This is a genomic window from Streptomyces sp. MB09-01 (assembly GCF_033794505.1).
GTDB lineage: Bacteria > Actinomycetota > Actinomycetes > Streptomycetales > Streptomycetaceae > Streptomyces.
This window is the reverse complement of record NZ_JARAYQ010000035.1, coordinates 1-17,885: the sequence shown is the minus strand read 5'-3', so window position 1 is coordinate 17,885 and position 17,885 is coordinate 1. Positions and strand designations below refer to the sequence as shown.

At 70.3% G+C, this 17,885-nt stretch carries 16 protein-coding genes and 1 pseudogene; 7 read left to right on the top strand and 10 right to left on the bottom strand.

Annotated features, from left to right (window positions below; genetic code table 11):
* The first annotated feature begins 83 nt into the window (after window positions 1–83).
* A complete protein-coding gene (locus PV721_RS10695; RefSeq protein ID WP_319722707.1) occupies window positions 84–665 on the top strand; it encodes an RICIN domain-containing protein in 582 nt (193 codons plus the stop codon).
* 18 nt (window positions 666–683) lie between these two features.
* Here PV721_RS10695 and PV721_RS10690 read toward each other — a convergent pair whose 3' ends face one another.
* From PV721_RS10690 to PV721_RS10665, 6 genes are all read right to left on the bottom strand, one after another.
* Window positions 684–908: a hypothetical protein gene (locus PV721_RS10690; RefSeq protein ID WP_319722706.1), complete on the bottom strand. Its 225-nt coding sequence runs from the start codon at window positions 906–908 to the stop codon at window positions 684–686.
* 4 nt (window positions 909–912) lie between these two features.
* Window positions 913–1,719: a hypothetical protein gene (locus PV721_RS10685; protein ID WP_319722704.1), complete on the bottom strand. Its 807-nt coding sequence runs from the start codon at window positions 1,717–1,719 to the stop codon at window positions 913–915.
* Window positions 1,716–2,249, bottom strand: a complete 534-nt coding sequence (locus tag PV721_RS10680; protein ID WP_319722702.1) for a SigE family RNA polymerase sigma factor — start codon at window positions 2,247–2,249, stop codon at window positions 1,716–1,718. Before PV721_RS10680 ends, PV721_RS10685 begins: the two co-directional genes overlap by 4 nt.
* A gap of 125 nt (window positions 2,250–2,374) precedes the next feature.
* Window positions 2,375–3,286 (bottom strand): expansin EXLX1 family cellulose-binding protein, encoded by a 912-nt coding sequence (locus PV721_RS10675; RefSeq protein ID WP_319722699.1) that lies wholly within the window; start codon window positions 3,284–3,286, stop codon window positions 2,375–2,377.
* 492 nt (window positions 3,287–3,778) lie between these two features.
* Window positions 3,779–6,145, bottom strand: coding sequence for a non-reducing end alpha-L-arabinofuranosidase family hydrolase (locus PV721_RS10670; protein WP_319722698.1), 2,367 nt, complete (start codon window positions 6,143–6,145; stop codon window positions 3,779–3,781).
* A 554-nt stretch (window positions 6,146–6,699) separates the two neighbouring features.
* Entirely contained in the window at window positions 6,700–8,259 is a 1,560-nt protein-coding gene (locus PV721_RS10665; protein WP_319722696.1) for a sigma-70 family RNA polymerase sigma factor, read from the bottom strand.
* A gap of 353 nt (window positions 8,260–8,612) precedes the next feature.
* Here PV721_RS10665 and PV721_RS10660 point away from each other — a divergent pair, with 353 nt between their 5' ends.
* Window positions 8,613–11,234 (top strand): RICIN domain-containing protein, encoded by a 2,622-nt coding sequence (locus PV721_RS10660; RefSeq protein WP_319722695.1) that lies wholly within the window; start codon window positions 8,613–8,615, stop codon window positions 11,232–11,234.
* A gap of 323 nt (window positions 11,235–11,557) precedes the next feature.
* Here PV721_RS10660 and PV721_RS10655 read toward each other — a convergent pair whose 3' ends face one another.
* Window positions 11,558–13,132: a hypothetical protein gene (locus PV721_RS10655; RefSeq protein ID WP_319722693.1), complete on the bottom strand. Its 1,575-nt coding sequence runs from the start codon at window positions 13,130–13,132 to the stop codon at window positions 11,558–11,560.
* A 746-nt stretch (window positions 13,133–13,878) separates the two neighbouring features.
* On the opposite strand from PV721_RS10655, the gene PV721_RS10650 reads away from it, so the two are divergent.
* From PV721_RS10650 to PV721_RS10635, 4 genes are read left to right on the top strand one after another with little or no spacing between them, the layout of a single operon-like run.
* The gene (locus PV721_RS10650) at window positions 13,879–14,454 is read left to right on the top strand and encodes a DUF5994 family protein (RefSeq protein ID WP_319722690.1); all 576 of its coding nucleotides are present in this window, start codon (window positions 13,879–13,881) and stop codon (window positions 14,452–14,454) included.
* 5 nt (window positions 14,455–14,459) lie between these two features.
* The gene (locus PV721_RS10645) at window positions 14,460–14,648 is read left to right on the top strand and encodes a hypothetical protein (RefSeq protein WP_319722688.1); all 189 of its coding nucleotides are present in this window, start codon (window positions 14,460–14,462) and stop codon (window positions 14,646–14,648) included.
* Entirely contained in the window at window positions 14,645–14,863 is a 219-nt protein-coding gene (locus tag PV721_RS10640; protein WP_319722686.1) for a hypothetical protein, read from the top strand. The genes PV721_RS10645 and PV721_RS10640 overlap by 4 nt, the downstream gene beginning before the upstream one ends.
* Before the next feature lie 50 nt (window positions 14,864–14,913).
* Window positions 14,914–15,198 carry a hypothetical protein gene (locus tag PV721_RS10635; protein WP_319722684.1) on the top strand — a complete coding sequence of 95 codons (285 nt, stop codon included), beginning with the start codon at window positions 14,914–14,916 and terminating at the stop codon, window positions 15,196–15,198.
* A 14-nt stretch (window positions 15,199–15,212) separates the two neighbouring features.
* On the opposite strand, the gene PV721_RS10630 is transcribed toward PV721_RS10635, so the two are convergent.
* Together PV721_RS10630 and PV721_RS10625 are read right to left on the bottom strand one after the other, a co-directional pair.
* Window positions 15,213–16,481, bottom strand: coding sequence for a bifunctional GNAT family N-acetyltransferase/ATP-binding protein (locus PV721_RS10630; protein WP_319722682.1), 1,269 nt, complete (start codon window positions 16,479–16,481; stop codon window positions 15,213–15,215).
* A gap of 214 nt (window positions 16,482–16,695) precedes the next feature.
* Window positions 16,696–16,902, bottom strand: coding sequence for a hypothetical protein (locus tag PV721_RS10625; RefSeq protein ID WP_319722680.1), 207 nt, complete (start codon window positions 16,900–16,902; stop codon window positions 16,696–16,698).
* A 9-nt stretch (window positions 16,903–16,911) separates the two neighbouring features.
* On the opposite strand from PV721_RS10625, the gene PV721_RS10620 reads away from it, so the two are divergent.
* The gene (locus tag PV721_RS10620; protein ID WP_319722678.1) at window positions 16,912–17,289 is read left to right on the top strand and encodes a DUF1772 domain-containing protein; all 378 of its coding nucleotides are present in this window, start codon (window positions 16,912–16,914) and stop codon (window positions 17,287–17,289) included.
* A gap of 23 nt (window positions 17,290–17,312) precedes the next feature.
* Here the strand turns inward: PV721_RS10620 and PV721_RS10615 are convergent.
* Window positions 17,313–17,885 (bottom strand): annotated as a pseudogene (locus PV721_RS10615) (hypothetical protein); the annotation flags it as partial.

The window sequence follows — 17,885 nt, the reverse complement described above, 5'->3', positions numbered from 1 at the left end:
GGGTACCGGAGGCTCAGTGGATCTCGGTAGCTTCTCCGGCGTCAAGCTCGTCCCCGGTCACTTGTTTCCAGTCAGGAGGGAACGTGGCGCAAAAATTCCGCCGGTTCGGCAGCGGGGTCATAGCCGCTCTCACGGCGTTGTTCGTCATGCTGCTGCCCGCGTCCGCGCAGGCCGCGGAGAACCCGACCATCCGCTACAGCACCACCCCGTACAACGCGCCCATCTACGAAGTGCGGGCCGGGTACAGCTGGCAGTGCCTCGACATCCGGGGCGAGTCCACCAGCGCCGGTGCCATCATCCAGCGGTACGACTGCAAGGGCGCGCTGCACCAGCGCTTCACCTTCCACAGCGTGGGCAACGGCAACTTCATGATCGGCACCTGGGGCGGCGCGTACTGCCTCGGCGCACAGGGCGGATCGGTCTACAACGGCGCTTCCCTCATCCAGGCCAACGGCTGGGGCTGCGCCACCTTCACGTGGATCTTCCAGGGCGGTGAGAAGGGCGACCACTGGGAGATCAAGGAGGTGGGCACCGGGCTCTGCCTGAACGACACCGGCCGCCGCTCGCCCGTGGTGTTCGGCGCCTGCAACGTCTCCGGTGTGCCCTGGCCCACCATCTGGGTGCCGCGCTTCGACGGGTACCACAACTACGCCCAGATCGGCTAGCAGCTCCCCGCGAAGCCGCTACACCGCGGTGCGGAGGCCGTCGAAGGCAAGTCCTACGACGGCCTCCGCCAGCCGTTCGGCGTCCCCGCGGGACTCCGGGTGCGGGCTGTACCACTCCACCTTGACCTCACCCTCCAGGAGCCGGCCGACCACGGGCCAGGGAAGCGGGACCACACAGCGCTCGGCGAGGGTGAGGCGGGCGGCGCGCAGGTGCGTGGGTGGCTTCGACCCGGCTACGGGCACGGCCTCATCGTGTCGGGGTGAAGCCGCCCCAGACCGAGAGGGCGCCGCGGGGACCGTTGGCGTCGACGCGGTAGCCGTCGTGCCCGGCCTCGCGCTCGCCGGCGGCGTGGTTGTACTGGCCGGCGAAGACATGCTGTCCGGCCGGGACCGTGCGGCCCGGCTTGAGAGTCCAGCGGTAGACCACTGCTCCGCCCTCGTGCTGCACGGTGACGGTGAAGTCGTCGGCGGGCAGCGTCCGCCAGCTGCCGGTGCTCTGCACTCCGCCGGTCTGGGTGATGCGTAGTTCCATGGTGAGTGCGGTGAGCGGCTGGGTGGTCTTGAGGGTGATGTTGCTCTGCGCCCAGTAGGTGTTGCTGCCCGCGTCCAAGGAGCCGGCCGACCACAGGGGCCCGTCCTGGACGTGCGCGCTGCCGGGCCGGGCCGGGCCCGCGCTGCCTGACGTCGCAGGGCTGGGGCTCGTCGAGGACGGGCGCTCCCGCGCGGTCGGGCTACCGGTGGTGGGCGCCGACGGCGTCGGGTGGGGAGTCCCGGGCGCGGACGGCGCGGACGGCGCGGCGGGGGTGGCCGGGATGTCCGGCCGGGCCGGCGGGGACTGGACGATGGCTGCGACGGCGAAACCACCGACCGCCAGAATGCCGACCGCGGCGAGGGAGGCGAGCGCGACCCCGGGCCAGGGCCTCGTGCCTGATGACTCGCGGGGGCCGGCGGGGGCGCCGGACATGCCGCGTTCCACGCGTGCCAGGATCCGGGCGCGGTCGGGCCGGTGGGCCTCGGCGGCTGCGCGCAGCCGCCCGGTGAGCTCCTCGTTCAACGGCTCCTCCTCCCCGCCAACAGTTCCCCGGCTGCTCCTGTGCTGCCCAGCATCCGTTCCAGTTCGGCCATCCCCTTCGAGGTCTGGCTCTTCACCGTACCGACCGATATTCCGAGCGCCACAGCGGTGTCCTTCTCCGACAGGTCGAAGGCGTGCCGCAGGACCACGCATGCCCGCTTCCGGAACGGCAACCGGGCGAGAGCAGTGCGCACGTCCACCACGGCGGCCGCGTCCGGACCGTCCAACGGCTCCGCGCCGCGGGACCAGAACAGGGCGATCCGGCGGCGCTCGCGAACCGCGCTGCGGATCCGTGACCGTGCCAGGTTGGCGACCACTCCACGCGCGTAGGCGAGTGGGTACTCGGCCTGGCGCAGCCGGTCCCAGCGCTGCCACAGTGCGATCAGGGCGTCCGCGGCCAGATCGTCGGCACCGTCCGCCTCGCCCGTCAGGAGATGGGCGAACCGGGCGAGTTCGGCGTAGTGGCGTTCGAAGAAGTCGTGGAACTCCGCGGACGCGTCATCGAGGACCATGTCCCTCGGTCGCCCCCTCCGCAAATGTGTGCGTCAACATCCGGCGCGCAGCGTAACAGTGGCCGGTACACCCAGGGCGCTCCGATGCGGCGGTATCCCGGCCGCCACCCGGCCGCGGTGCGGTGTCAGTGCGGGGCGAACTGGACCCGGGTCGGTTGTGCGACGTTCGGCAGCAACGCGGTCCCGTCGACCGTCAGCTGCTCCCCGTAGATGTCGGTGATCCTCATCGCGCCGCCGCACCCGCTGCCGTCGGCGGAGAGGAAGTGGTTGTAGTCGGTACGAGGCAGTCTCCGCCAGCCCTTGGTGGTCCGTACCTCCAGCCCTGCGACCGGGTTCCGGTGGTCGATCACCTGGATGCCGCACCAGTGGGGACTGGATCCGGTCTTGTATCGGACGGAGATCGTGCCGGACGTCTGGGGGCTCAGCAGGCTCCAGGTGATCGGGATACGGCCGAGCTTGGGATCGGCCAGTTTCGCGAAGGCCTGTTCGCTGAGGTCCAGTTGCCCGGGTGCGCAGGGCAGCGGGCACTCGTTGGTGATCCGGACCGTGATCGAGGCGCCGCTCGCGGCGCGGACGCGCACGTAAGCTCCGCACGCCCTGGACGACTCGTAGTCGGTGGTGTTCATCGCCGCGATCATGAGGTCGTCGCTCGGGCCGAACAGGCAGGCGCCGTTGCCGTCGCCGGCGGCGTAGGCGGTGGCAACGCCCTTATAGGTGGTCCCGGGCTGGATGCGGCCTGCCGACGGTGCCGTGCTGGACGCCGCCTGCGGAGTCGCCTTCGCCGAAGGCGGTGGCGCCGCCGTGGTCGTACCGACGGCCGCGGTCGCCGTTGCCGCGGCATGCGAGCTGTCCGTCGGGGGCGCGGGGCTCGTCGAGGTGGAGGGGCTCGTCGGGGTCGAGGGCATGGTTCCCGCCTGGGTGGCGGCAGGGGCCGCCACGTCGGCCCCCGCCTCGGCCTTGGGGCCGGGGCCGGGAAGCATGGCCGTCACCAGGCAGACGAGGATGCCCGCGGCGGTCAGCGCCGTCGTTCCCACCATCAGCCTGTGTCTACGCCTGCGCTGCCGCGCGGCCTGCCGTGCAGTCTGCATGTCCGTCCGTTCGAAGATTCGAGTCGAGGTCCACTGCTTGGTTGCCGCAGGATGCGAAAAGGTTGCCGACGGTTCCCACCGGGGATGACGAGGAAGCGGGCGCGCGGCGGGTCCTCCGGGGCGGCCGGGCAGCTGCGTCCCGTACCGGCCCGCTCACTGGACGGGGATCGGGAACGGACTGCGCGTCGTGGGCGGAGAGCCGTTCCATTGCGCCGCGCGCCGCTGGACCGACCAACAGCTCGACGCCGCACGGTGGCGTCGTAGCGCTTCGGTCCGTACCCGCGATGAAAGTCCACAAGAGAGAGGAACCCCAGCCGACGCACGGCTGGGGTTCCTCGAGGCGGTGAGTATCGGTCAGCAGGTGGAGCTGCCCGTGCCCTAAACCGCTCGTCTCCGCGCTGGCAGGCCGCCCCGAATCGCGATCACAGGGGGCCGGGCAGGTCAGCGCTGCAGGGTGAGGACACCCGGCCGGTAGGGCAGTTGGTCGTAGGGGCCGCCCGCGGTGGGGGACTTGCCCTGGTAGAGGAACTGCAGGTTGCAGGGGTCGATGGTCATGGTCTGGTCGGGGTTGTTGCGGACCAGGTCACCGTGGCTGATGTCGTTGGTCCAGGTGGCACCGCTGTTGGCCTTGCCCGCGAAGGGGTTGCTTTCGCCGGCGGCCTGCGGGGTCCACGAACCGCTCAGGCTGGAGGCCGTGAACGAGCGGAAGTAGCGCCCCTTCGCGCCCATCGCCTCAACGATCATGAGGTACTGGTTCTGGCCCTGCACCTTGTAGACCTGCGGAGCCTCGAACAGGTTGTCCTTGGAGTCGCTCATGACCGTCGTGTACGACGAGCCGAAGTTGCCGGGGAAGTTCCCGATCGGCATGCTCGCCCGGTAGATGTTGCCGTTGTCACCGGCGAAGAACAGGTACATGTTCTGGCCGTCAGCGATCAGGGTCTGGTCGATCGGGCCGGTGCTGGAGTTGGGGATGCTGCCGGTGAACAGCGGCTGCGGCGAGGACCAGCCGTTGGGGTTGGTGGGGTCGCTCGACGTGCGGTAGATGAAGGGCCACGCACCCCACTGGTAGGCCAGCACCCAGATGTTCTTGGGCGCGAAGTAGAACAGCGTGGGCGCCACCGCGGCCTGGCTCATCCCGGTCTGGCCGGCCGACGCCATGTCCGGCCAGTTCGTGAAGGGGCTGAACATCATCGAGCCGTACGACGATCCCGCCCCGTTCGACCCGTAGACCAGGTGCTTGCCGTTGTGCACCACGTTGGTGAAGTCCTTCAGCGAGGCCCACCCGTTCGCCGGCTGCGCCAACGCCCCCGTGGACGTCCACCGGTACGTCGACGGAAGAGCGCACGTGCCGCCCGTCGGCGCGGGCGTTGTCGGGGTCGACGTCCCGGACAGGCCGGTCCACTGCTGGTTGCTGCCGGACCAGCAGGAGTACAGCTGGATCTTGGTGCCGTTGGCGGTGGCCGCGCCGACGGCGTCGAGGCACAGCCCGGACTGGACGCCGGCGATCGTGCCGTTGGTGTTGATGTCCCACTGCTGGTTGGCGCCGCCGTTGCAGTCCCAGATGACCACCGCGGTGCCGTTGCTGGTGCCCTTGGCCCTAGCGTCCAGGCACTTGTTGCCGTAGATCTTCAGCTGCTTGCTGGAGGTATAGGTCCAGCGCTGGTTGGTCTGTCCGTTGCAGTCCCACAGCTGCGCCTGGGTGCCGTTGACGGTGGTGGAGCCGTTGATGTCGATACAACGACCGGAGGTCGCGCCCTTGATCTCCCCGGTACGGGTCCCGCCGGTCGTCCCGCCCGTGGCCTTGAGGGCGTTCACGACGGCGGTGTAGGCGGCCTTGGGTTTGCCGTTGTTGTCGAACAGCAGGGGGCTGTCGCCGCTGCGCCAGGAGTCGCTGTCACGGATGCCCCATACCGTGATGCCGGTGCACCGGGCCACGGACAGGCAGGCTTTGACCGTGTTGGCGTAGTGGCTGGACGACGCCTGGGCGATGTCCAGCTCGGTGATCTGGACGTCGACGCCCAGGGCGGCGAAGTTGGACAAGGTGGTCTGGAAGCTGGACGGCGGGCCGCTGGTGCCGAAGTGGCTCTGGAAACCGACGCAGTCGATCGGCACGCCGCGGGACTTGAAGTCCTTGACCATGCTGTAGACGCCCTGGGTCTTGGCGTCCGACCAGTTCTCGATGTTGTAGTCGTTGTAGCAGAGCTTGGCCGAGGAGTCGGCCGCCCGGGCTGTGCGGAACGCTTCCTCGATGAAGCCGTTGCCCAGCACGTTCTGGAACACCGAGCTGCGGTGCTGGGTGGAGCCGTCGGCGAACGCCTCGTTGACCACGTCCCAGGCGTAGATCTTGCCCTTGTAGTGGGTCATCTGGGTGGTGATGTGGTTGTTCATCACGCTGCGCAGCGTGGCGGCGTCGGTGATGCCGCTGACCCAGGGGGGCAACTGGGAGTGCCACACCAGAGTGTGCCCGCGCATCCGCTGCCCGTGGGAGGTCGCGTGGCTGACGATCCGGTCGGCGGGGCCGAAGTCGAAATGGCCGCGGGACGGTTCGATGGCGTCCCACTTCATCTCGTTCTCCGGGGTGATCATGTTGAACTCCCGGTCCAGGATGTTGGCGTACGTCGAGTCGCCGAGCCTGCCGGCGGCCACAGCGGTGCCGAAGTACCTGCCCGAGGGGGCCGCCTGCGTACCCAGGTTCGCGGCTCCGGCGGAGCTGGGGAGGAGCGTCACGACACCGGCCACCATCGCCGCGGCCGACAGTCCTACCGTCAGTGTTCGGCGACGCCGGCGGAGCCGGTGCAGGCCCTTCATGATTCTCCTCGGGGGTCGCGGGTCGCCCTGGGTGCCGTGATCGTGCGCGCATCGGCCGGTACGGCCTGATCCGCCGCGGGGTGGGTGCGGTGCAGGACGTGGCGCCGTTCCTGCGTACCGGTCGCCCGGGGGTCGTGGGTGTGTCGCGTCATGGGAGGGGCTTTCTTCAGGGGATACGTCAACGGGGGAAGTCGGGGAACCTCCCACGCCGACACGTCATGGTGAGCGGCGGGAAGGCACCCCACGAAAGTGGAGGCCTCCGAACTCGCGGTCTCGTAACAGAAAAGTCGCGCCGTCCGGACGATTGCTCAGTGCTGCATCTCGCAGGCAAAAAGCGTTATGCCAAGCCCCGCGGTCTGGTCGTCGCTGGGGAAGGGGCGCGCCGCCCAGCGGTGATCAGCCTTCAGGCCGGTCACGGCGAGGCAGCCGTCGATGCATGCGGATCGAAGCTGGATTCGGCGCAGCACTCGGCTCACTGCCGGGTTGGGAACGGCGTGGTGCAGGATCGTGGTGCAGGATCACCAGCTGTCACTGCGCGACTCGGTCCAACATGCTCAGGGAGCGGTGGCCCAGGCCCTGCGCATGATGAAGGAAGCCTGGCCGGCGAAGGCCTGAGTGCCGTCGGAGCCATCGAGCCAGATGCCACCGTCGCGGTGGCGGAGGGCCGATCCGGGGTAGTTGTGCGCGTGCAGGGTTACCGACCCGGCGACCGACCCGGGGTGCGGACAGAAGGTGGCGTCTTCACGGAACAGTTCGCTGCCGTCGTTGGTGCTCAGCCGTAGCCGCAGGTCACGATGGCGCAGATAGCGGCCGTCGGCGGCGCGGAAGGTGACGCACCGTGTGTCGGCCAGCCCCCCGATGACCGTGAAGGTGACCCGCTGCCGTGTCTGCGCGCTGCTGGACGCGAAGACTCGGCCGAGCGTCGCGAAGTCGTCGGCATACGTGAGGTACAGGGCGGGCTCGTCCACGGACTCCAGCGACTGTGCGCCCAGCGGAACAGTGCCTGCGACGGGGGACGGACTCACCGGGGACGGTCCGGCCGACGTGGTGGTGCTCGACGGGATCGGCGTGGGGTTGCCGACCGTAGGAGCGGCGATGACGCCGGGCACCCGGTGCGCCGGTTCGGGCCAGGTCGCGTAGGTGGCGGTCCCGGCGATGAGCACAGCGCCGGTGGCGAGGCTCGCCACCGGATGAGCGGTGACCGCGAAGAGCTTGCCGATCAGCGAGCTGTGCAGACCGCCTCCCACCGTCGCCGTGCCGACGGCGACGGGTGCCGTGGCCAGCCCGGCGGCACTCGCGGCCGTACCCGACAACAGACCCTTGGCGGCCAGCGCGGCGACGAGGCCGGCCGGGACGGCCAGCGACGCGAGGCTGAGGAGCAGCAGTTCGGCCGGAACCCGTTCTGTCGTCGTCGCCATGCAGACCGGGCAGCCGCGGGTGTGCCGCGCGATCCGCTTGCGCCACACGGACGTACGCAGACCGTCCCAGCCGACGACGGTCTCGTCCAACTGCGGACAGCGCGGATCGGCCTCCAGCGCGGCGACGATCGTCCGGCTCAGTTCCAGCTGCTCGCGCATGCGTTGCAGGCGTACTCCGACGTGGGCGACAGTGAGCCCCGTCGCGGCGGCGATGTCGTCACGGCTCAGCGAGCCGGCGCGTTCCTGCCACCACAGCGACAGCAGCACCCGATGGTCCGGGTCGAGCCACCGGCCGGCTTCGACAACCTGACGGCGCTCGTCCGACACATGCAGACGCAGGATCGTCAGGTCCTCAGGTTCGGCGTCGGCGTCCGGTATCTGGAGTGCCTCGTCGATGACCGTGGTCCGGCCGGCGAAGGCGCGTTGCCGGTGCCAGTGGGTATTGATCTGGCGGAGCGTGATCGACACCAGCCAGGACCGGAAGCTCTCCGGGGCACGCAGGGCAGGCAGGTCGCGCACCACGCGCAGCAGGGTTTCCTGGACGACGTCGTCGACGTCGGCATGTCCGCTCAGCGCCCGCCCGACGATGTTGTAGAGCAACGGCAGGTACGCGGCGATCAGCTCCTCGCGCGCCCGCTCGTCACCGGCCTGCGCCGCGACAACCAGCCCCGCGTGGTCCGCATCCATGAGCCCCATTCCAACCTCCTCAGGGGAGCGATCCGCCGCGTACGGCGCCGCACCTTGGCGTCGGCAAGGGTATGCGGCCGAAGCCTGTGCCTTGGATCAATGGACCGGGGCCCGGGCCGACTTGTAGGGCCCGGTACCGCACGTTGTGGGCTTGTCGGTGGTGTTCCATGGCCGACTCCCACAGATCATCCGGGCGCGTTCGGGTAGCCGGCGGCGAACTCGCGGACGGCCCATAGGTGACTTGAAAGAAGTTCCCGGCTCAAGGCAACCCTTTGCGGGGCCTGTTACCACAAGGAGTCGGATCCGGCCGTTCCGGTAGCTGGATCCACTTCCTCTGGTGGCATGCAAGGAGAACACCCCCCATGAAGAACCCCACGAACGGCGGGCGCCGCGGGCGTCACCGTCGTCGCTGGACCGCGACCAGCCTGCTGCTCGGCGTCCCCGCCATCGTCGTGCCGTATCTCCTGTTCGTGCAGGAGGACTCACAAGCCGCGACGGTCGACGGCGATGCCTACTACCGGCTGGTTTCCGTGCGCAGCGGCAAGGTGCTGGACGTCAACGGCTTCTCCACCGCCGACGGCACCCGTGTCCAGCAGTGGACCGACCAGAACACCGCCAATCAGCAGTGGAAGCTGAGACCCACCGGGGACGGTTACTACGAGCTGGTGAACCGCAACAGCGGCAAAGTGCTGGGCATAGCGGGCGATTCGACCGCCCAGGCGACCGCCGCAGAGCAGCAGACCGACAGCTCTTCCACGTCCCAGGAGTGGCGGATCGACGATGTGAGCGGGTCCGACGCCGTCACCTTCACCTCCCGCAGGAGCGGCCGGGTCCTGGACGTCTTCGGAGAGTCCACGGCCGACGGCGCGGCGGTCATCCAGTACCACGGCAAGCGCAGCACCAACCAGCAGTGGAAGCTGGTGAAAACGGCCAAGACCCAGACGACCGCGACCGGACCGTATGTGTGGAACAACGCCCAGGTGGTGGGCGGCGGTTACGTCACCGGGCTGGTGTTCAACCCCCGCGAGAAGGGCCTGCTGTACGCGCGCACCGACATGGGCGGCGCCTACCGCTGGGACGCCGCGGCCGAGCAGTGGATCCCGCTCACCGACTGGGTCGGCGAGAAGGACTGGAACCTGCTGGGCATCGATTCGCTGGCCACCGACCCCGTCGACCCCGACCGGCTCTACCTCGGGGCGGGCACCTACACCAACAGCTGGGCGGGCAACGGCGCGATCCTGCGCTCCACCGACCGGGGCCGCACCTTCCAGCGCACCGATCTGCCCTTCAAGCTGGGCGCCAACGAGGACGGCCGCGGGGCGGGCGAACGCCTGGTGATCGACCCCGCGAACAACGGCACCCTGCTCCTCGGCACCCGCAAGAACGGCCTGTGGCGGAGCAGCGACCACGGCGCGACATGGAGTCAGGTCTCCTCGTTCCCCGTCAAGGACGGGGCGGGGAGCGGCGCGGGCATCTCCTTCGTGACGTACGGCCCGGCCGGAAGCAAGACGATCTACGTCGGCGTCGCTGACAGGTCCACCTCCCTCTACCGCTCCACCGACGGCGGCAGCACCTGGCAGGCCGTCGCCGGGCAGCCCACCGGCCAGATGCCGCAGCACGGCGTGCTCTCCGGTGACGGCTCGCTGTACCTGACGTACACCAACAACCTCGGGCCCAACGGCGTGACGGGGGGTTCGGTGTGGAAGTACACGCCGGCCGGCGGGGCGTGGAAGAACATCTCCCCGTCCCAGGGCTCTTACGGGTTCTCCGGTCTGGCCGTCGACCCGCAGAAGCCGTCCACGGTGATGGTCACCACCCTCGACCGCTGGTGGCCCGAGGACGAGATCTACCGCACCACCGACGGCGGTACCACCTGGAAGGCACTGGCCGACAAGTCGGCACGGGACGCCTCCACCGCTCCGTACATCGGCACCCACACCGGGCACTGGATGACCGCCCTGGCCATCGACCCCTTCAACTCCGGGCACGTGCTGTACGGCACCGGCAACGGCATCTGGCGCAGCAAGGACGCCACCGCCACCGACAACGGCGGCACCAGCCACTGGACCGTGGGTGCACGCGGACTGGAGGAGACCGCGCTGATGGACGCGATCGCCCCTCCCGGCGGCGCCACCGTCATCTCCGCCATGGGTGACCAAGGCGGTTTCCGCCACGACGACCTGACCAAGGTGCCCGCCGGGCGGGTGAGCAACCCGATGATGACCAACAGCACCGACATCGATTTCGCCCAGTCCAACCCCTCGGTGATGGTGCGTGTCGGCCGTGGCGGCGCGCAGGACGGTGCCTACTCCACCGACGGCGGCATCAGCTGGAACGGCTTCAAGGCGGAGCCGGTGGCCGGCGCCCAGGACGGTCGCGCCGCGCTCGCGGCGGACGGCTCGACCATCGTCTGGACCCAGGCCGGCCAGGTCCCGTACCGCTCGACCGACAAGGGAGCGAGCTGGTCGAAGGTCAGCGGCCTGGGCACCGACGCCGTGGTCGTCGCCGACCGGTCCTCGGGCAGGACCTTCTACTCACTGTCCGGCGGCACGCTCCACGCCAGCACCGACGGCGGCGCGACCTTCACCGCCCGCGCCACCAACCTGCCCGCCGGCCGGCTCACTGCCGTCCCCGGCATCGCCGGGGACCTGTGGATCGCCGGCCATGACAAGGGGCTGCTGCACTCCACCGACGGCGGCCGCACCTTCACCACGCTCAGCACGTTGAAGTCCGCCTCCGCCCTCGGCTTCGGCAAGGCCGCGCCGGGCGCCGACTACCAGGCCCTGTACCTGATCGGTACCGTCAAGGACGTCCCCGGAGTCTTCCGCTCCACCGACAAGGGCGCCACCTGGCTCCGCGTCAACGACGACGCCCACCAGTGGGGCAACATCAGCGGCGGCGTCGTCACCGGCGACCCCGACACCTTCGGGCGCGTCTACATCGGCACCAACGGACGCGGCCTCCAGTACGGCGACCCGTCCTGACCCCGACGCCCGAGCGGTGCCGCAGGCACAACGGCCTGCGGCACCGCCATGGCTGAGGGACCTCGTCTCGTCCTGCACGAGCTCCTGGGGCTGTCCGGACGATGCGCGACGAGCCGACCCCGCATCGTCAAGGCGTGGAGCAGCAGAACCAAGACGACTAGTCACCGAAGTCGGTCATGGCGGAGCCTTCCTCGCTTCGATGGACTGTCAGGTCGTTGGGGAGTGCGCCACCACGCGAGCGCCCGGCCGGCCCGGATCGGCCGCCACGGCGTCCCGGGAACGGCCGGCGGGCCGGTCCGGGGACGCCTCGAAGCGCTGCTCGGCTACCGGTTGTCGTAGTAGCCGAATACGTCGACGATCAGGTCGGCGCGGTCCCAGCCCTGGTTCCAGAAGTCGACGATGCCGTTGTCACCGCCGCTCGCCTGAACCAGGTTGGCGACGGTCTTGCCCGCCGTCCAGTTCAGGGTGGAGGACACCGGACGCTCCGGGGTGACGGCGGTCCTGTCGGCGTAGTTGCCGGTGGAGTTGGGGTCCGGTGCGACCGAGAGGAAGCCCGCGCCGCGCGTGTGGGTGACCGTGGTGTTCAGCACCCAGGCCTGCTCCCGCGAGAAGGCCTGCCAGAGGTACCCGCGCGTGGGCCACGGCCCCTTGGACCAGCTCTCGCGGGTGTCGATCTGCCGGACGGGCGCGACCGGCACATAGGCACTGGCGCTCGCGGTGCTGTACGTGCCGACCAGATCGACGATGACGTCGGACGGGGCCCAGGCGCCGTTGCGGACGGTGATCTCGCCGTCCTTGCCGACCGGCACGATCACCGAGTTGGCGACCGTCTGCCCGGCGGTGAAGTTCACGTTCGACGTGCTCGGCGCCGCCTGCCCGGCCGGGTGGACGGTCAGGTGACCGGCCTCCTGCGGGTTGGTGACCGTCACGTTCAGCGCGACGGCGGTGGCACCCGGTTGGGCCACCTTGACGGTGAAGGACCCCTGGCCGGCGACCGGACCTCGCTGCGTGCCGGTCCCGTCGCGGGTGTCGACGACCCGGGCCGGCGCCTGCGGGGCGTACCCGCTGGCTTCCTGCCGGCCGAAGTGGCCCGTGACGTCCGCGATCAGATCGACCGGTTCCCAGCCGCCGTTGTACAGCTCGACGTAGCCGTCCGCGCCGACCTGCGCGATCACCAGGTTCGGGACGGTCTGGACGGCCTCGAAGTTGATGTTCGATGCGGTCGGCCGCGTGGCACCGGAGGCGAAGACGCTGACGTGCCCGCCACTGGTGGTGTTGGTGGCGGTCACGTTGAGCGCGACGGCGGTGAACCCGGCGGGGATGCCGCCGTTCCCCGCGACCTTGAGGCGGGTCGAGGAGTACCCCGGGACCTTGCCCTTGACGGCGCCCGTGCCGCTGCGGGTGTCCAGCAGGCGGGTGGGACCGTACGGGGTGAACTCCGAGCCCAGGGTCTTGACCCGGACCTCCTCGGTGTCGCTCGTCCCGAGTGCCGGATCGACGACGGTGGCCTTGATCGTGTACTCGCCGAGCTCCTTGTAGGTGTGCATGGTCCGCGTCTCCCAGGCACCGGCGGCCGTCACCGTCTCCGTGGTGCCGTCACCCCAGTCGATGGTGGTGTCCAGCGGCGGGGCAGCCCTGTTGAGCGAGGTCGTCAGCTCGAAGCCGTGCGCGGACGACGTCCGGGCGCTCAGAAAGAGACTCAGCTGCGCGCTGCCGGTGGCGGCGCTGGTGAAGGTCGCGAGCCCTGCCGCCACCCCCTGTGCGGGGTCGACGGCAGGTGCTCCCGCCGCCTGCGCGGCGGGCTTGATCGGATCAGCGGCCTGAGCCGTGCCGGGTAGGAAACCGATGCCGGCCGCCACGATGGCGGCAGCGGACCTTACGAGTCGGCGATTGCGCACCGAACCCCCCGTTTTTCTAGCTTTTGAACGCGCTCAGCGTGAGCTCGCGCATAGCCTACAGAGCAGCGCGCGGGCGATCGCCGGGGGATCGGGCCGGGCACCGGGGAAGGGAATTGGCCCGGCTCCGCGTGACCCAAATCGCGGGAATTCCATGCCCGGACGATTTGGCGCACCACTTGCACCACCTGGGCGCAGGTCGCCCCACGCCACGAGACGCATTCCCTGCGACGCGCACGAAAGGTCTGCGCCGTCTGGTGAATTCGCGCTCACAAAGGGGGTTTTGACCCGTGAATCGCGCACAGAAAGCACCGGGCGCCAGCGCTATGCCTCTACCGGAAGGCGCGCGCCGATGAAGATGATGCCTACGCCGATCGGACCGGCGAGCACGTGGGCGACGTTCGTAAGCACGGGGTGCTTCCCCTCCCGGTGGCGTCCCGGCGGCGGCTGCCCATCCCCCACGCGAGACGGCGTCGTCCTCGTCGGCCTCGGGGGCGTGCGCCTGACCGACGGCCTCCTCAACGCAACCTCCTCAGGCATCGCCTTCTGGCCGTCCTTTCACGGTACTCGCGCCGCCCCGTTCCACCATGCCCCGGAAAATACCTGGTCAGACCGGCCGTGGCCCGCCGAACAGGCGTACAGTTGAGGCACCGGGAGTACTTCGCACACCGGCTTTCAGGCGGGTGTCGTTTCCGGCGATCGCCTAAGAACCGGGCCGCCGACGGGCAGCCCGGGGGCAGGTCCGAACCATGACCACGACCCTCGACCGGACCGCGCCCCGCGACCTCCCCGTAGAGCTCCCGGCACGCTTGTCCCTCACCCCGAAGACCACCTTCGCAGGTCAGCTGGACGGTGCCTGGTGGCCCCGCTCCCGTGACCTCGAATCCGAGCTCCCGGCATTGGCCGCCGCTCTGGACGAACCCTGGGGACGCGTCACCCGCGTGAGCGTGAACCCCACCCGCTGGTCGGCCGTACCGCGCACGGTGCCCGTGGGCGGGCGCGTACTGCACGTGGGCTGGTTCACCGAACAGGATCCCGACAAGCTGATCCTGCTCTCCTACACCGTCGGCCGCTGGGACCTCCTGGTGATCCCGCCCGAGACCGAGCCCGCAGCCGCGGCCCGGCTGATGGCCGCCGCAGCGATCCCGGGCAGCGTCCTCACGGCAGGCGTACTCATGGCCAACGAGACCGTCATCGGGCGCGGCATCGGCGACGCCCGCCGCAGGGAAGCCACCTGGGAGGGCGAAGGCGGGGCCTGCTCGTCCCCCTTCGGGGACCCGACGGGCCGAACCGCCCTGCCGCTGCCCGGAAACGGCTGGAGGTGAGCTCCGTGGAGACCGTCGTCCTCATCGCGGTGATCATCCTCATGATCGGCATCGGAATGCGCTGGATCCACCTGCTGAACGCCCAGCACGAGGCGCGGATCGAGGCCTACCACTTCAGCGACCCCCTGCCGAGGCCTCCCGGCCTGCCGGACGACGCCGGTCGTCGAGCCCACCACACGGATGCCGTCCGGTGAGGAACAGACCTTCCTCCGACCGGGGGCAGGGGTCGGGGCGCCACGGCGCCCCGACCCGCCGGCCTCTCGCCCACCCCGAAGGGAACCACGCCCACGTGCAGAAGGCCCGCCTCCACCTCACCGTGGACACGGCAACACCCGCCGGCCCCGTCCGCTCCTGGCCGGCAGCCAGCAGGACCCCCGCCGGCAACGGCCCGCACTCCGACGAGACCTGAGAGACCCCGACCGGCCCCGGAGCCCGCCCCACACGTGAAAGGACGCGGTCATGGCCACACTGCGCGAACGCAAGACGTACCGCGATCAGGTGCTCCGGGTCCTGTACGAAGCCGTCGAGGGCAACCGCCTCCTCGGCATCACCGGAGCACAGCTGCGGCGCGACCTCCACGTGCCGGAACAGGACCTGGCCGCCGCCTGCACCTACCTGGCGGGCGAGGGACTGATCACCGTCGACTGGGAACCCGGCAACACCCCCGCGATGGTGACCCTCACCCACGAGGGAATCCGGCGCATGGAGGCGGAGGAGGAAGGGACGGCCACGGGCCCGGCCTGATCCGGGGGAGCGGCCTAGATGCGGGCGAACTTCTCGGTCTGGTGGGCGAACTCCTGGGCCATGGCCGCGCTGACCGTGGGCCTGGTGTCGCCGATGGTGCCCAGGTAGTCCTCGGTGGTGGGGCGGGCCCGGGTTCCCGTGTCGAAGGTGCGCTCGAACTGGACCTGGGAGACGGTACGGGCCACATGGGCGATGTCGGCAGGGGTGAAGCCCTCGCTGGCGGTCGCCAGCACCGCGCTGTCGGCCTCCGCGCCGGCCCGGGCCAGGTAGCTCTCCCACAGCGCGGTCCTCGCGCAGTCGTCGGGCGGGCCGATCGGCAGGACGTAGTCGAAGCGGCCGTGCCGCAGGAACGCGGAATCGAGCGTGGTCACGTCGTTCGTGGCGCAGACGAGCAGCCGCCCGTCCTGGCCCCGGAACCGGACGATCGCCTTGAGCAGTTCGTTGACGACGCCGACCGCCGTCGCGTCCGCGCCGCTGCGGGTCCCCGCGATCTCCTCGACCTCGTCGATAAAAACCAGGACGTGGTCGAGCCGGGCGATCTCGTCGAAGCGCCGGTTCAGCCCGTTCGCCAGCCCGTACTCGGCGGCCAGCCGGGCGGGGAACAGTTCGAGGAACGGCCATCCAAGACGGCTGGCCACCGCGTGCGCGAACGTGCTCTTGCCGGTCCCGGGCGGACCGAACAGCATCACCGCCCGCGGCAGCTCCACTCCGTGCTGGGTGGCCAGTCCGGGATGGGCCAGGGGCAGGACCAGGCGCCGCTCGATGAGCTGCTTCTCCCTCTGCATGCCCACGACCTTCTGCCACAGTCCCCCGGGCGGCAGCTCCGCTCCGAGCGACGAGAGCATGCTGACCGCCTGGGGGGTCACTCGCCCGCGCTTCTCGAAGAAGACCAGGCCCGGACGGGCGCCGAAGCCGCAGTTGTGCAGGGCGGTGGCACCCGTCCCACCGTCGGGCAGGACCGCGTGCACCGTTCGGACGCCACCGGCGAACAGCCGGTGCTCCAGGGCCGTGATCAGGTCGCTGCCCAGCCCCTGGTGCCGCCAGGCGGGCGCCATGCCGATGCGCAGGATCCACGCCCGGTCCCCCTCCACCCTGCTCACCGCGGCGCCGATCACCACCTCGTCCGCGGTGGCCACCACCGCCGGGTGGAGAGCCTGGAGGGCCGCCACGGCATCGGAGAGCGGGAAGAGAGGTGGCTCTTCGGCCCTGCTGCTCTCCGCATCGACGCGGATCACCGCTTCGAGATCGTCCTGGGTGTAGTCCCTGACACGCCAACCCGCCATGATCAGCTCCGCGTGTTCGGCTGTACTCCCATCATCGGCCGATTGTGCGCGGGGAGCGCGCGGCGGAGGCCGCGTGCCCCAGCCGTACGCCCGGGGCCCGGCGCAGCATGACCCCGCGCAAGCCCTGTCGCACGAGCGAATGACCCGCCTGGGCTCCCGGGTTCAGCATCGTCTTCTGCCCGCCTCGGCGACTGCGGTGGGCCCCTCGGTGCGCTCAGTCCAGGCCGAGGGTCTCGAGGTGGGCGAGGAAGGCCGCGACGAGACGGGGACGCGTGACCTCGGGGTCCGGGGCGTCCGGGATCTGCCCTTCGATCCCCCACTCCGTAGTGAAGGTGATGGTCTTGCCCTGCGGCACCACGGCGTCCCGGTGCCAGACGACGAAATCGGCCGCCGCGTGGGCAGTGCAGTCCCTGATGGCCATCCCGTCGACATGCGGCTGTCGTTCCACGCCGAGCTGATGAAGATGAACGGCATCACCATGCAGGCCGCCATGGCCGTGTCGACGCTGAGCTCCCTCACCCTCGCGGCGCTGACACGCGGCCGCGCCCGGCTGATCGCGGGTACGGCAGCGCTGCTGACCCTCGCGTCCTTCCTGACCACCCGGCTCGGCAACGTGCCGATCAACGGCCGGATCAAGGAGTGGGCGCTCACTTCGGCCCCGGCAGATCACGCGGAGATCCTGCGGCGCTGGGAACTCTTCAACAACCTGCGCACGCTCACCGCCGTCACCGCGTTCGCCCTGCTGATCATCCTCGCCCTGCGGCAGCCGCCGGCCGGCCGGAAGCAGCCGCAGACCACCCCGGCCTGAAGACGGTCATGGCGCACCGGGTCTCACTCGGTGATGGTGAACGGCGTGTCCGCGGTCCGCTTGCTGTCCAGCCCCTTGGCCTCGACTGACCTCTGCTGGTTGTCGGCGCCCTCCGCGGGAACCTTGATCTCCGCGACGAAGCCGCCCTCGGCCGAGGCCGTGACGTCCCGGAGCTGCCACTCCTTGCCGTAGCTGCCGTTGAAGACGAGGCGTACCCGCTCGCCCGCCGCGAAGCCCGAGCCGGTGAGGGTGACCACCATGCCGTGGGAACCGCTGTCCGGGCTCGCCTCGATACGGGCGTTCTTCGTCGCCTTGGGTGCCGGGCTCTGGGCCGGCAGGGACTGGACCGTCCTCGAGGTCGCCGTGGAGGGGGTGGGTGCGGCGGTGGGCGGCTGGGCGGTAGTGACGGCCGCGGGGCCCGGCTGCACGCCGGGCTTGCCGTCGTTGCTGCCCATCGCGACGGCGGCGATGACCGCGGCGGCGATGGTGGCCGCGGCCGTGATCAGCGCGGCGATCACGGGACCCCGGTTCGGCCCGGGGCTCGGCGCCTGGGCCGGCGGCGGTGGAAACGCGGGGCGGGGCGCGTGGGCCGGGGG